Origin of the sequence: Citrobacter werkmanii (assembly GCF_008693645.1) — a bacterium.
GTDB classification, from domain to species: Bacteria; Pseudomonadota; Gammaproteobacteria; order Enterobacterales; family Enterobacteriaceae; genus Citrobacter; species Citrobacter werkmanii.
In genome coordinates this window covers 4311842-4324714 of sequence record NZ_CP044101.1, presented here as the reverse complement: position 1 = coordinate 4324714, position 12873 = coordinate 4311842, and the positions used below count along the sequence as shown (strand labels likewise).

The window sequence follows — 12873 nt, the reverse complement described above, 5'->3', positions numbered from 1 at the left end:
AATTGTCATTAACAGTCGTTATTGGCTGCCCACAAAAATGACGTTGTATGAGACTCGTTGAGCGATTGGAAAATGCTCTGTTAGGAAACGCAAAACATCGGCAGGAATCGCCGGTCTGAGAGGGACGTATGGGTGACAGTTTTCAGAATGAAGTGCCAACGGCACGCGTTAATATCAAGTTAGATTTACATACCGGAGGCGTTCAGAAAAAAGTTGAATTGCCGTTAAAACTTTTAACCGTGGGTGATTTCAGTAATGGTAGAGAACAACGACCACTATCGGAACGCGAAAAGGTTGATATTAATAAAAATAATTTCAATGATGTGTTAGCTAAGTTCTCACCAGTGGTTAATCTGAGTGTTAAAAATACGTTAGCTGGCGATGATAGAAATGACGATATTAATCTTACCTTTAAAAATATCCGCGATTTTGAGCCTGAGCAGGTAGCCAGAAATATCCCACAATTACGCGTTCTGTTGGCTATGCGTAACTTACTTCGTGACCTGAAATCTAACTTACTTGATAACGCTGCTTTTCGCCGCGAGCTGGAAACCATCCTAAAGGATCCAGCCCTGAGTCAGGAACTGCGTAATGAACTGGCAACCATGATGCCAGAAGAGATTTAACGCTATACAGGGTTTCCTCCGCTTAATTGGCAGGAATAGTAAAGGACCATAAAAGGAATATGTTGATGTCTGTTCAGGAACATACCTCTTCAGTCGCGGCCACTACGACCAGTGAACGCAGCGTTTATCAATCCCTCTTTGACAAAATTAATCTTTCCCCTGTTTCGGCATTAAAAAATGTAGATGCGTGGCAGAGCGATGAAGCGCTTTCTGATGCCGCTCCGGCTGAACGCGTGACCGCCGCTATTCAGGTTCTGGTCTCATGTCTGGCGGACGCTGCACAGCCAGTAGAGCGCCTGGATAAAACGCTGCTTGATGAACAAATTGCTCGTCTTGATAAGCAGATTAGCGATCAGGTTAATGAAGTTATGCATCATGCTGAGTTTCAGAAGCAAGAATCGCTCTGGCGCGGTTTACATTCGATGATCACCGGCATCGATTTTCGTCGCAATGTCCGGGTAGAAATGATGGATATCAGCAAGGATGCGTTACGTGATGATTTTGACGATGCGCCGGAGCTTATCCAGAGCGGGTTATACCGCCATGTTTATATTGAAGAATATGATCAGCCTGGCGGCGAACCCATTGCGGCAATGATTTCAGCGTACGAATTTGATAACAGCCCGCAGGATATTGCACTGCTGCGCAATATTTCTGGCGTGTCGGCAGCCTGTCATATGCCGTTTATCGGTTCCGTTGGGCCGAAATTTTTCCTGAAAGAAAATATGGAAGAAGTCGCGGCCATAAAAGACATCAATGATTATTTCGAACGTGCTGAATACATCAAGTGGAAAGCATTTCGTGATAGCGACGATTCACGCTACATCGGGCTGACTATGCCGCGTGTATTGGGTCGTCTGCCGTATGGTCCTGATACCGTGCCGGTACGTAGCTTTAACTATGTTGAAGAGGTGAAGGGGCCGGATCACGAAAAATATCTGTGGACCAGCGCATCTTTCTCTTTCGCTGTGAACATGGTGAAAAGTTTTATCAAGAATGGCTGGTGCGTCCAGATCCGTGGGCCGCAGGCGGGCGGCGCAGTTAAAGACTTGCCTATCCATTTGTACGATCTGGGTACGGGTAATCAGGTGAAGATTCCATCTGAGGTGATGATTCCGGAAACCCGGGAGTTTGAATTCGCCAACCTTGGTTTTATTCCGCTTTCTTATTACAAGAATCGTGATTACGCCTGCTTCTTCTCCGCTAACTCGGCTCAGAAACCTGCGCAGTATGATACGCCGGAAGCGACGGCTAACAGTCGGATTAACTCTCGTTTGCCGTATATCTTCCTGCTTTCTCGTATTGCACATTACCTGAAAATACTGCAGCGAGAAAATATTGGTACGACCAAAGATCGCCGCCTGCTTGAGCTTGAGCTTAATAATTGGTTGCGCAGTCTGGTAACCGAAATGACCGATCCTGGCGATGATTTGCAGGCATCACACCCGCTGCGTGATGGGCGTGTCGTGGTGGAGGATATTGAGGATAACCCCGGTTTCTTCCGTGTGCGCCTGTATGCCATTCCGCATTTCCAGGTTGAAGGTATGGACGTCAGCTTGTCGTTAGTTTCACAAATGCCTAAGTCGAAATCTTAACGACGCAGCGCACAGGAGGTGCGATGAAGATCTATCGTCCGTTATGGAGCGAGGGTGCCTTTCTGGCTCCCCAGCAGTTTCAGCAACAGACACGTTGGGATGCCTATGTCGCTGACGTTGTTGCTCACATGTCACTTTCATCACCGTGGGGTGTCATCAGCGCGGAGTTTGATGAAAGTGCGCTAACGGTTTCCCGTTTGAATCCCGTTAATCTGGTTGTGCGCTTTCCTGACGGCACGTTAGTGGATACAGGTATTTCAGATAACCTGCCTCCGGCGTGTGATTTATCGCATCTTACTGGTTACAGCAGTGTTGAGATCGTGCTGGCGTTGCCGCTGCTTTCGGCTAATGGCGGCAATCTTTCATCAGGCAACGGCGTTAGCCGTCCGTGTCGCTGGCAGCAGGAATGGCTGCCAGTACAGGATCTCTCAGGTCAGGAAAGAACTGATATGGCAGTGCTGCGGCATGCTATCACCCTCCGGTATAGCCATGACGATAACAGCGCTTACCTGACTTGTCCGGTAGCTTGCCTTATTCGTAATGCTCAGGGGCAATGGGAGCTGGGACGTGATTTTTTACCCCCAGCGCTTTCACTCTCAGCCAGCTCCTCATTAATCAATTCGCTTAGTGATTTGGTGCATCGTATCCAGGCTCGTTGTCGCCGCCTGATGGCCTTGCGCCGAGAAAGTAATGAACGAATGGCGGATTTTGCGGTAGCTGATGTTTCGTTGTTTTGGCTGCTGAATGCGCTTAATAGCTCAGAGCCTGTTCTGAAAGAAATGCTGCAAAACCCAGGCCGTCACCCCGAACTTTTGTGGCGTGAGCTGGCGCGGTTAGCAGGCAGCCTGCTGACTTTTTCATTAGACCATGATGTCAGCGTTGTACCTCCATACCAGCACGCAAATCCGCAGCAGGTATTCCCTCCGCTGTTTGCACTTTTGGTGGAACTGCTGGAAGCCAGCCTGCCATCTCGCGTTGTCGCTATTGAACTGACGCAAGAGCGACAGTTCTGGTATGGCGCTTTGTCGGATGCCCGACTGCGTGAAGGCGCTGATTTTTACCTTTCCGTTCGCTCGGATCTTCCTGCGCATGTCCTCCTTACGCAATTCCCACAGCTCTGTAAAGCAGGGAGCCGGGCAGATGTCTCTGATGTCGTCAATGTGGCACTGAGTGGTATTCCTTTAAAACCGCTAACGCATGTACCCGCAGCCATCCCGTTACGACTGGAAAATCAATACTTTGCTCTTGAGATTAATCATCCAGCAGCCCAGGCCATGCTGGATGCCGGTAATTGCGCTTTCTATGTGCCGGGAACGTTGGGAGAGATTCAACTTGAGCTTTTCGCGGTCTTAAGGGATTGAAATAAATGAATAAGGATATTGATCAGGTGTTTTGGCCAACCTGGCTTGCTGTCAGCCAGTTACGTGGCGGGGCGGAAGTCGATGATGGGGCTGCTTTTTATCGCCAGGCCTGTCAATGGGTTGATTCTGCGCGTGAGGCATTGCGCGAGATGGGGTACAGCGAACACAGCGTTGAGCACATGCTCTACACGCAATGTGCGTTACTGGATGAAAGCGTGTTGAACCGCAATCGGCAGGATAGCGGTTATACCACCTGGCTTGCGACCCCCTTACAGGCCCGCTATTTCAACACGACCAATGCAGGAGAAGAGCTCTGGGAGCGCATCCGTACCGTCCTGCGCGAGTCCGTTCCTGATACTGCCGTATTAACCTGCTTTTATCGTGCAATCACGCTCGGTTTTGTTGGGCGCTATCGTGAGCAAGGTGACGAGCGTCGTGAAGATGTTCTTGAAGCGCTGGCGACTCAGGCGATGCCTTTTAAGTTAAAGCACGATGCCCCAGTTATCATGCTGGCCTCTGGATTCTCAGGCGGTAAGCGCCGCTGGTGGTTGGCATGGATTGTCGGTGCGCTGGCGTTGGGTGCCCTGTGGCTGACATTTTCTCATGTCTTACAAGGGCAGGTAGCTCAGCTTATTGGGCAGGGATAAGACATGGCTCAGTTGCGAGGGATCGTTAACTCTGTGCTGGCGGCCGTGCTGGCTTTGTTGCTGGTCTGGGGATTTAGTCCGTTAAGTGCGGGTGTAAGGAGTGGGCTTACCGTCTTTATTTTACTGCTTTTCATTCCAGGGATGGTTTATGCCTGGCGTCAGTATGGTCGGTTGAAGTCTGCTCATTCTGCTCATGAAGTTCCGCTCCCTCCGGAGAGTTTCAGTGGGCCTGTTGTGCTGGTGTGTGGCGATAATGATCCCTTGTTTGCCGGACGCGGCGATTCTTGCGAGAGTTCACAGGGCTGGTATTTATCTGTCCAGTCTCCGGAGCATTATATTGCTCTGGTTCGTCAGTTAGCTACGCAGCGTCCGGGGCTTCTTATGCGCGTTTCCGTGATGCTGGCCTTGGCTCCAGAACGGCATAATGATGAAGGCGCGCTTAAGCACATGCTGCTCAGCTGGCGGCGTGTGGTGGCCCAAAGCCGGCGTTGGTTATCAGGTATACCGCCGTTTTGGCTGTGCTGTTGGCTGAATTCTCCTCAGTGCAATGAGAGTGTACGTTGGTTTATTCGTACGCCTCAGGATGCGGAAGTGCAGTCGGCTACGGGATTAGACGACTTTGCGCCTTTCTCTTCGCAAGAGCGCCCGGCTCGTCATTTTCATCTTACACATGCAGTGTGGTTAGATAATTTACTGGGATGGCTGCAGAAGGTACAAGGCGACACCGAGCGCCATGCTCCGCCTCTTTTCTCTGCTTTACGGGTAGTGTGTTTCACCTCATTGGCGGTCTGCGAAAGTAATCTGTGGCAACGGCATATCACGGCTCAAACAACGCTTCCTCCAGCCGCGTCAGCAGCGCCCGTACAGTTGCCTTTTCCTGATTTAGCATTGCCTTTTTTATCACACCGCCGGGCGCTGACTGCTTTTCAACGAGCGGTGGGCGTAAGTGGTCTTCTGTGCGGCCTTTTTGTCGGGCTGGCAATGACATGCAGCTTTATCAATAACCAACATCTCATCAGGATCACCAACGATCATTTGACGGTATACCGCCATCTTAGCGGTAATCCTGTCGAGCCAAAGATTCAGGCTCAGGATCAACTTCGTCGGGATGCGCAGCGGCTGGATCGCTGGTATCAGCGAGGTGAACCCCTTTCTCTTTCAATGGGATTGTATCAGGGGATGAGATTGATCCCGCCTTTGCTAGCCGCCATCAGCGACTGGCTACCACCTGAAAAACCGAAAGTGACCTCCCCGCAAACCGTACGTCTGGACAGTATGTCGCTGTTTGATACGGGCAAATGGGCGTTAAAGGCCGGTTCAACAAAAGTACTCATTAGGGCTTTGGTCAATATCAAAGCTAAACCCGGTTGGCTGATCGTCATCGCCGGACATACCGATGATGTGGGTGACGATAAATCTAATCAGCAGCTTTCTCTCAAACGTGCGGAATCTGTTCGCGACTGGATGCGCGATACCGGCGATGTTGCGGAGAGCTGTTTTGCCGTTCAGGGCTATGGCGAATTACGTCCCTACAAAAGCAACGATACGCCTGAGGGGCGGGCAGCTAACCGCCGTGTAGAGATCAGTCTGGTACCGCAGGCTGATGCCTGTCAGGTGCCGGGCATGAAGGAACCGTCACCGCAAGGCGGTGACGCATTAGCGAAGTAAAAAATGGAGAAAGAGTTATGGCAATTCCAGTCTACCTTTGGCTGAAAGACGACGGCGGCGCGGATATTAAAGGCTCTGTTGATGTGAAAGACCGTGTGGGCAGTATCGAAGTCGTGGCCCAGGAACATAATCTGTACATCCCTACGGATAACAACACCGGTAAGTTGACCGGGACGCGCATCCATACCCCGTTCCTTTTCACTAAGGAAATCGATGCCTCCAGCCCGTATCTGTACAAGGCTGTAACCACCGGTCAGACCCTGCGTCAGGCAGAGTTCAAATGGTATCGCATCAATGATGCGGGTCAGGAAGTGGAATACTTCAACACCACACTGCACAACGTGAAAGTGGTGAAAGTAAACCCGGTGATGTACGACATTAAAGATCCCGCTAAAGAGAAGCATAACCACCTGGAACAGATTGAACTGCGCTACGAGAAGATCGTCTGGACCTATAAGGATGGCAACATCATCCATTCTGACGCCTGGAACGAGCGTACCACCGCGTAATGCACTAACGGATGAGGATTTCCTCATCCGTTTTTTTATGCCCTCTGCTGAGCGTCCCGGGCGGGGTTCAGCAGAGAGTATCAACATCACTATTACCTTATGGGCATTGGATTACGGCCACGGGCGGTAGCGTGCCTGAATACAGGGAGTCAGGAAGCAAATGGAACACCAGTCAGCAGTGTTATTACGACGTCTCAACCCCTATTGTGCTCAGGCGCTTGAAGCAGCGGCATCGTTATGCCAGACGCGCGCGCATGCAGAAATCACGCCCGAACACTGGTTACTAAAGCTGCTGGAGCAGGGAGAGGGCGATATTACGGTCATTGCTCGTCGTTATGAATGGGATATCGACAATCTCTGGCAGTCACTGCTGGCGCATCTGGATGTTCAGCCTCGTTCCGTGAAAAGTCGCCCGCAGTTGTCTGATGCGCTCCTTTCTTTAATGCAACAAGCGTGGCTGTGTGCCGCAACGGATGAAAATTCGCAGATACGTGGCGTACATCTGCTGATGGCGCTGGTAGGAAAGCCTTCACTATTGCAGTGTGACGGCCTGTGGCCTCTTTTGAGCGCCGGACATATTCAACTGGAACGGCTTCTGCCGCTATTAAATGTCCAGTCGGATGAACGTCCGGAAAGGCAGCAAGAAGCCGCTCTGACGCAGGTTTCCCCAGATGACGAAGTGCGTCCAGGACTGGCTCAGTCGACGTTGTCGCCAGCATTACAAGGCGTGCTCGAGAAATTTACGCTGGACGTGACCGCGAAAGCGCGTGCTGGCGATATCGACCCGATATTTGGTCGCGATAATGAAATCCGGCAAATGGTGGATGTGCTGTCCCGTCGGCGAAAAAATAATCCCATTCTGGTCGGGGAACCTGGCGTCGGCAAGACCGCTCTGGTGGAGGGGCTGGCGCTGCGTATTGCTGAAGGTAATGTGCCTGATAGCCTGAAATCAGTAACGCTACGCACGCTGGATCTTGGGCTGTTACAAGCCGGTGCTGGAGTGAAAGGTGAGTTTGAGCAGCGGTTAAAAAATATCATTGATGCCGTTCAGCAATCGCCAACGCCTGTTCTGCTCTTTATTGATGAAGCCCATACCATCATCGGGGCTGGTAATCAGGCGGGGGGTGCAGACGCAGCCAACCTGCTAAAACCCGCTCTGGCCAGAGGTGAACTACGAACCATCGCGGCGACCACATGGAGCGAATATAAACAGTATTTTGAGCGTGATGCTGCGCTGGAGCGGCGTTTTCAGATGGTTAAAGTTGATGAGCCGGATGATGACACTGCCTGTTTAATGCTGCGTGGTCTGAAATCACGCTATGCAGAACATCATGGCGTTCACATCACCGACGAAGCGGTTAAAGCCGCCGTTACGCTCTCTCGCCGCTATCTTACCGGGCGGCAATTACCCGACAAAGCCGTCGATCTGCTGGATACCGCAGGTGCAAGAGTGCGGATGAGCCTTGATACCGTTCCTGAACCACTGACGCGTTTGAAGTCGGAGATCACCGCGCTTGAAATTGAAAAGCAGGCATTGCTTGCAGACCTCGCGGTAGGAAATGGCCAGCATGGTGAAAGGCTGGCCAGTATTGAACAGCGGGAAAATCGTCTGCTTGTCGAACTGGATGAACGCGAAACCCAGTACGGCCAGGAATTAACGCTCACTGAGCAACTGCTGGCCAGCCGCCGTGATATTTCTCGTCAGGCGGAAACGGTTGAATTACAGCAGCAGCTTAGTGTGCTTCAGCAGGGCCATCCGTTACTGTTTCCGGATGTAGACGCGCGCACCGTTGCTACGGTGATCGCCGACTGGACCGGTGTACCTTTGTCTTCATTAATGAAGGATTCCCAGGCGGATTTACTGACGCTTGAAACCCAGATGGGAAACCGCGTTATCGGGCAGGATTACGCGCTGAATACAATCGCACAGCGGTTGCGGGCATCAAAAACAGGGCTTACGCCGGAAAACGGCCCACAGGGCGTGTTTCTGCTTACCGGGCCAAGCGGAACCGGCAAAACAGAGACGGCGCTGGCCCTGGCTGACATTCTCTTTGGCGGTGAAAAATCGCTGATCACGATTAATCTGTCTGAGTATCAGGAGCCGCATACCGTGAGCCAGCTAAAGGGCTCACCTCCGGGATACGTGGGTTATGGACAGGGAGGGATCCTGACCGAAGCTGTGCGAAAACGCCCCTATAGCGTGGTACTACTGGATGAAGTAGAAAAAGCGCATCGCGACGTCATGAACCTGTTTTACCAGGTATTTGACCGTGGTTTCATGCGTGACGGCGAAGGTCGTGAAATTGATTTTCGCAATACCGTTATTTTGATGACTTCCAATCTTGGCGGCGACGCAGTAATGCAACTGCTGGAAGAGCAACCGGGAACCACAGAGTCAGAGTTGCACGAACTGCTGCGCCCACTGTTGCGCGATCATTTCCAGCCGGCGCTGCTGGCCCGCTTCCAGACAATTATCTACCATCCGCTCAGTGAATCTGCGTTACGTACGATTGTACAGATGAAACTGGAGCAGGTTAGCCAGCGATTACTGCGTCACTACGGCATCACCACAATAATATCCGAGAACCTTTTTGATGCCCTGACCGCCGCTTGCCTGCTACCGGATACGGGAGCGAGGAATATCGATAGTCTGCTGAATCAACAAATCTTACCTGTGCTCAGTCAGCAGTTGTTAACGTATCTTTCCCGGCAGCAAAAACCTCAGCAACTCACTTTAAGTTGGAATGATGAAGAGGGAATGATGCTGGAGTTTAATGATGAGTAAACGTGACGATATTATTGAACCTTCCGAGTGGACCTTGGATCGTAAAACAGGGCTTGTTTACAGCGAAATATTGGGATGGATAGATATAGGCCATGCACAGGGAAGTGATATTAAAAACCTACTGTTAGATATAAAACGAGGTGAATCAAGTCGTGATGGTTATTATGACGTCACCTATAGCCAAAAGATGTTTGTATATCATCGCCAGTTTGGTACAGGAAAGTTTGTTAAGTGGCGTATCAAACAAGGTTTATCTACATGTGAGAAAAACAGCGTTGCGTTAGCCATGATGATGATGACGGCGCGCTTGTTTGAACGTTTGCAATCTAATTGGTGTTTTAGTTGGTATACCGACAGTGGATTTAGCGGAGAGGATCTTACCTCCGATCTTTTAGGCTTCTACCGGGCAATCCTTCCCTCAGACTACCCGTCAAGACTGAGCTTAGTTAGTAAAGAGCGGGCACTGAGTAGATGGGATTTTTATGGGCCGATAGGCAATTATAAGAATAAAGGATTTTTACCATTACTGTTTCCAGACCCCCAGGATAACTGTGCTGTCCATAAACCCTATAAAGGGCGCCTGCCTTCATTTATGACATGGGTGCAACCGTGGAGTGATTTCACTTCTGGTCGGGTAGAAATTATCACCGGGGATGGCGGTTATTATTCATTTTTGTCGAGGTGAATGATAATGAGCTACTATAAAATAATACTGGTGACGATTGCTTTGATTTTCTTGTCATCGCTGCTAATACCCTGGCCAGATAAATTAGAATATCGGGAAAGCGATCTTTTTGACTACTATTTCTATACTGACGTTGATATCAAGCAGGCTCCAAGGATATCAAATAATTATCGCTTTGAATATATTTCTCCTGATGGAAGTACACGGGAAACAAATCTTGTTATTTTTCACGGTGGTGATGTGGGAATTATTCGTGATTATCTAACAGGTCTTGGCTTTCATCTTTATGATTATAGTGATAATGGAAGAGAAGAACTTTGGATATCAAATGATAATCATCGATTTACTTTTTCTATTGTCACTAACAAGAAAAAAGATTTGGTCAGTTTAATAAAAACAATGCGTTGAGGGTAAGTTTTTGTTCTGGAAGTGGCTCTTTATAAATTTACAGGGGTTAAATATATGGGAATGGATGAATCACTTGGCGGCGGGATGTCATTTATATCTGAAAATACGCTGAATCGTTATCAATTGTATATCCCTTCATGCAAGTCTGTACTGGATGTTATTAACTTTAATGGTACAGAGGAAATGAGTTCGCTGTATCGATACGTAGTACATTTTTCCAGCCAGGATAAAGATATTGCGGTCGAATCAATACTCAGAAAATCAACGACATTGACTATGGGAATGGGGGAGTTAAGTGAGTTAACTGCCCGCAAAATCGTACATGGTATTGTGACATCTTTCCATCGTATCAGTGGTTCAAAAGACCAGGCTATCTATCAGATAATCATTGAACCTTTTGTCGCGTTGCTGAAAAACCAATTTCGCACACACCGTTTCTTTATTAATATGTCAGTTCCTGAAGTGGTTACTCAAATTTTACAGGAGCATGGTTTAAAAGACTGGGAATATAATTTTGATTTGGTAATGGAATATCCCAAAAGAGAGCAAATTAATCAGTATCAGGAGAGCGATCTGGTTTTTATTGAACGCCTGCTCTCTGAAGTTGGAATATTCTTCTTCTTCCGGCTTCAGCCTGATGCTGGCACTGAGGTGATCTCTTTTGCTGACAAACAAAGCGCATGGGAGTTTGGTAAAACATTACCGCTGAATAGTCCCTCCGGAATGAATGACAATGGAGTCGACTCAGTCTGGGATATTCAGTTCCAAGAGTCTACGGTGCAGGCATCGGTTACAGCCGGGGATTATAACCATCGCCAGGCTCAGAAAATATTATTTTCTGCACAAGCAGATATGACTTACGGTGAAGGTGACGGGGTGACTTACGGGGATGTTTACCACTATCGCCCACGCCATCTTGAAACGGGTGATCAGGTTTCGCCGGCGCCTGAGACAGGGAATTATTGGGCGCGACTGGAACATGAACGTTATCTCTCCTCACAAGCGACAATCACTGGATTATCAACCGATGTGAGCCTCCGCCCGGCTCAGGTCCTGAATATTGCGGAATCGACACCTGTCCCAACGCTTCCTGCCAGTGTGCGTAACAGCTTGCTGGTTACGGCGGTTTCATTCAGCGCCAGCCGAAAGGAAGCGCTACAAGTGGTGTTGATGGCGACCATTTACAGTGAAACGCGCTGTTGGAGACCTCCACTCAAACCGCGGCCAGTGATTAGCGGCACGCTAATGGCACGTGTTTCAAGCCCGAAAAAGAATGATGAATATGCTCATTTAAATCAGAGCGGGCTTTATTGGGTTAAGTTTGATGCGGACCGCGATGCGAAACAGCAGGGCTACGAAAGTATGCCAGTACGCCTTGCCAAACCCTACGGTGGCGACACCTACGGTATTCACTTCCCGCTGATACAGGGCACAGAAGTGGCGGTGGCGTTCCATGAAGGTGACCCGGACCGGCCCTATATCGCCCATGTGCTGCATGACTCCCGGCATCCTGACCACGTGACACAGGCAAACCATACCCGCAACGTCATCCGCACGCCCGCGAACAACAAGCTGCGCATGGAGGACAAACGGGGTGAGGAGCACGTCAAGCTCAGTACCGAGTACGGCGGGAAGACGCAGCTTAATCTGGGGCATAACGTGGATGCACAGCGTGCGCTGCGGGGAGAGGGGGCAGAGCTGCGCACCGACGACTGGGTGGCGGTACGCGGCGGTAAAGGGGTTCTGATAACGGCAGAGATGCAGGCGGAAGCCGTGGACCGGATGCTGGAGATGGAATGTGTGATACGTCAGCTTGAGCAGGCGCTGTCACTGGCAAGGAGTCTGCAGCGGTCAGCGGAGACGGCAAAGGCAACGGCGGGAGACACAGCGAGCCAGCAGACGCTCAATGATGCGCTGGAGGAACTGGCTCAGCCGGGGCTTATTCTGCATGCGCCAGCGGGTGTAGGGATGATGAGTGCGAAGGCCGTACGGGTGTCCTCGGGAACGGACAGCGTGGGAATAATGTCGGCGCACAATACGGATATTAGTACTGGCAGATCATTTACGGTGGCGGCGAGCGATACGGTAAGCCTGTATGCGCAGGGACAGGGGATGCAGCTGTATGCGGCAAAGGGAAAAGTGGATATTCAGGCCCAGGACGATGAAATGGGCATGACTGCGAAGAATGATATTACGGTAAGCAGCACAGAGGGGAAAATCACCGTGAATGCGAGCGAGGAGCTTTTGCTGAGCTGTGGTGGGGCGTATATCCGGTTGAAAGAGGGGAATATCGAACTGGGATGTCCGAATAATATCCTGCTGAAGTCAATGAATGTGCAGAAATTAGGGGCTACAAGTTTGAATACTCCAGTAGAGGATCTGCCTCGAGGTTATAAAGGTGGTTTCACAATCACTAGTGAAAAGACCGGAGAAATAATGCCTGATGTTAGTTATCGAATGACGACTGCTGAAGGTGATGTATATGAAGGGATATCAGATGAGAATGGTCAGACGATACCAGTATACACAGCAATACCCTCCTCCGTAAAAATTGAGTTTCCGGACAGTAAAACCAGTGATAAGGAATAA

10 protein-coding genes are annotated in these 12873 nt (G+C 50.0%); all 10 read left to right on the top strand.

What is annotated here, in order from left to right; genetic code table 11:
• Positions 1-128 precede the first annotated feature (128 nt).
• The 10 genes from tssB (at position 129) to FOB24_RS21210 (ending at position 12873) form a co-directional block, all read left to right on the top strand.
• Entirely contained in the window at positions 129-626 is a 498-nt protein-coding gene (tssB, locus tag FOB24_RS21255) for a type VI secretion system contractile sheath small subunit (RefSeq protein ID WP_085048740.1), read from the top strand.
• A gap of 65 nt (positions 627-691) precedes the next feature.
• Positions 692-2221 carry a type VI secretion system contractile sheath large subunit gene (tssC, locus tag FOB24_RS21250; RefSeq protein ID WP_069324335.1) on the top strand — a complete coding sequence of 510 codons (1530 nt, stop codon included), beginning with the start codon at positions 692-694 and terminating at the stop codon, positions 2219-2221.
• 23 nt (positions 2222-2244) lie between these two features.
• Positions 2245-3582 carry a type VI secretion system baseplate subunit TssK gene (tssK, locus tag FOB24_RS21245; protein WP_150345427.1) on the top strand — a complete coding sequence of 446 codons (1338 nt, stop codon included), beginning with the start codon at positions 2245-2247 and terminating at the stop codon, positions 3580-3582.
• Between the two features lie 5 nt (positions 3583-3587).
• Entirely contained in the window at positions 3588-4229 is a 642-nt protein-coding gene (gene tssL / locus FOB24_RS21240; protein WP_087856812.1) for a type VI secretion system protein TssL, short form, read from the top strand.
• 3 nt (positions 4230-4232) lie between these two features.
• The gene (locus FOB24_RS21235) at positions 4233-5897 is read left to right on the top strand and encodes an OmpA family protein (protein ID WP_150345426.1); all 1665 of its coding nucleotides are present in this window, start codon (positions 4233-4235) and stop codon (positions 5895-5897) included.
• 17 nt (positions 5898-5914) lie between these two features.
• Positions 5915-6406 (top strand): type VI secretion system tube protein TssD, encoded by a 492-nt coding sequence (gene tssD / locus FOB24_RS21230; RefSeq protein WP_003024437.1) that lies wholly within the window; start codon positions 5915-5917, stop codon positions 6404-6406.
• Between the two features lie 160 nt (positions 6407-6566).
• The gene (gene tssH / locus FOB24_RS21225; protein ID WP_150345425.1) at positions 6567-9191 is read left to right on the top strand and encodes a type VI secretion system ATPase TssH; all 2625 of its coding nucleotides are present in this window, start codon (positions 6567-6569) and stop codon (positions 9189-9191) included.
• Positions 9184-9876, top strand: coding sequence for a hypothetical protein (locus tag FOB24_RS21220; RefSeq protein ID WP_121529540.1), 693 nt, complete (start codon positions 9184-9186; stop codon positions 9874-9876). The genes tssH and FOB24_RS21220 overlap by 8 nt, the downstream gene beginning before the upstream one ends.
• A gap of 6 nt (positions 9877-9882) precedes the next feature.
• Entirely contained in the window at positions 9883-10284 is a 402-nt protein-coding gene (locus FOB24_RS21215) for a hypothetical protein (RefSeq protein ID WP_150345424.1), read from the top strand.
• Between the two features lie 54 nt (positions 10285-10338).
• A complete protein-coding gene (locus tag FOB24_RS21210; RefSeq protein WP_150345423.1) occupies positions 10339-12873 on the top strand; it encodes a type VI secretion system Vgr family protein in 2535 nt (844 codons plus the stop codon).

Bases quoted from the DNA above. Each gene is read 5' to 3' on its own strand.
- tssB (WP_085048740.1), top strand. From the start codon at position 129: ATGGGTGACAGTTTTCAGAATGAAGTGCCAACGGCACGCGTTAATATC.
- tssC (WP_069324335.1), top strand. From the start codon at position 692: ATGTCTGTTCAGGAACATACCTCTTCAGTCGCGGCCACTACGACCAGT.
- tssK (WP_150345427.1), top strand. From the start codon at position 2,245: ATGAAGATCTATCGTCCGTTATGGAGCGAGGGTGCCTTTCTGGCTCCC.
- tssL (WP_087856812.1), top strand. From the start codon at position 3,588: ATGAATAAGGATATTGATCAGGTGTTTTGGCCAACCTGGCTTGCTGTC.
- FOB24_RS21235 (WP_150345426.1), top strand. From the start codon at position 4,233: ATGGCTCAGTTGCGAGGGATCGTTAACTCTGTGCTGGCGGCCGTGCTG.
- tssD (WP_003024437.1), top strand. From the start codon at position 5,915: ATGGCAATTCCAGTCTACCTTTGGCTGAAAGACGACGGCGGCGCGGAT.
- tssH (WP_150345425.1), top strand. From the start codon at position 6,567: ATGGAACACCAGTCAGCAGTGTTATTACGACGTCTCAACCCCTATTGT.
- FOB24_RS21220 (WP_121529540.1), top strand. From the start codon at position 9,184: ATGAGTAAACGTGACGATATTATTGAACCTTCCGAGTGGACCTTGGAT.
- FOB24_RS21215 (WP_150345424.1), top strand. From the start codon at position 9,883: ATGAGCTACTATAAAATAATACTGGTGACGATTGCTTTGATTTTCTTG.
- FOB24_RS21210 (WP_150345423.1), top strand. From the start codon at position 10,339: ATGGGAATGGATGAATCACTTGGCGGCGGGATGTCATTTATATCTGAA.